Below are 1,395 nucleotides of genomic sequence, written 5' to 3'. Positions count from 1 at the left end.
GGGGGGGGGCGGTCGGTGGGGAGTTCGAGCAGGTCGGGGGCGCCTGCGAGTGCTTCGCGCCAGTACTGTGACTGGCGGGCCATCTCACTCCGCGGATCTGTCTCGTCGCCGAGGATGTCGCGTTGCCACAGGGTGTAGTCGGCGTACTGGACGGGGAGGTCGTCCCAGGTGGGTGGTGTTCCGGCGTGGCGGGCTGTGTAGGCGGTGGAGAGGTCTTGTTTGAGTGGTCCCATGGACCAGCCGTCGCTGACGATGTGGTGCATGACCAGCAGCAGCACCGACTCGCCCTCGGACAGCGTGAACAGATGCGCGCGGAAGGGGATCTCGGTGGCGAGGTCGAAGGGCCGGCTTGCGGTGTTCTGGAGGGTGCGGGTGAGGTCTGGCTCGTCGATGGGGGCGATCTGGGGCAGGGGCACAGCCTCATCAGCCGCCATCACCTGCTGCGACGGTTCTCCGTCGATGTCCGGGAAGACGGTGCGCAGTGCTTCGTGTCGCGCGAGCACGTCTGCCAGCGCCTTGTGCAGGGCGGCCTTGTCGATGGTGCCGGTCAGGCGTAGGGCGAGGGGGACGTTGTAGGTGGCGCTGGGTCCCTCCAGCCGGTCGAGGAACCACAGCCGCCGCTGTGCGAACGACAACGGCAGCACCTCAGGCCGCTCAACTCGGCTCAGGACAGGACGTGCCGGTGTGGTGTTGGGGTCGGTGAGTCGCTGGGTGAGGGTGGCGACGGTGGGGGCTTCGAAGAGGGTGCGGACGGATACTTCGACGCCCATGGTGGTGCGGATGCGGCTGGTGAGGCGGGTGGCGAGGAGGGAGTGGCCGCCGAGGTCGAAGAATCCGTCGTCGATGGTGACTTCGTCGATGCCGAGGATGTCGGCGAAGAGTTCGCAGAGTGTCTGTTCCTGCGGGGTGCGTGGTGCGCGTCCCTCACCGGCCCGGGTGTACTCGGGGGCGGGTAGTCGCTTGCGGTCGAGTTTTCCGTTCGGGGTCAGGGGCAGGGTGTCGAGGACGACGAACGCGGAGGGCACCATGTAGTCGGGCAGCACGGTCGCGGCATGGTCGCGCAAGCCCGCCGTGTCCACCGTGGTGTCGTGGGTGGGGACGAGGTAGGCGACGATGCGTTTGTCCCCCGGGCGGTCCTCGCGGACCACCACCGTGGCCTGGCCCACGCTCTGGTCGTGGAGGAGTACGGATTCGATCTCGCCGGGCTCGATGCGGAAGCCGCGTATCTTGACCTGGTCGTCGGCGCGGCCGATGAAGTCCAGGTTTCCGTCCGTGCGCCAGCGCACCAGGTCACCGGTCCGGTACATCCGCGAGCCGGCCGGGCCGAACGGGTTCGCCACGAACCGCTCCGCCGTCAGCCCCGGCCGCCCCAGATATGTACCGGACCGGTGACCT

The 1,395-nt window shown here is 68.4% G+C and carries 1 protein-coding gene; it reads right to left on the bottom strand.

The window, feature by feature from the left end; all coding sequences use genetic code 11:
- The coding region (locus ADY01_RS35700) for a condensation domain-containing protein (RefSeq protein WP_324613497.1) at positions 1–1,340 on the bottom strand (1,340 nt) is incomplete at its 3' end.
- Between the last annotated feature and the right edge of the window lie 55 nt (positions 1,341–1,395).

The sequence above is a fragment of the Streptomyces sp. SBT349 genome (assembly GCF_001083795.1).
GTDB lineage: Bacteria > Actinomycetota > Actinomycetes > Streptomycetales > Streptomycetaceae > Streptomyces.
The sequence above is the reverse complement of the archived record's forward strand: the minus strand, read 5'-3'. Positions and strand labels throughout refer to the sequence as shown.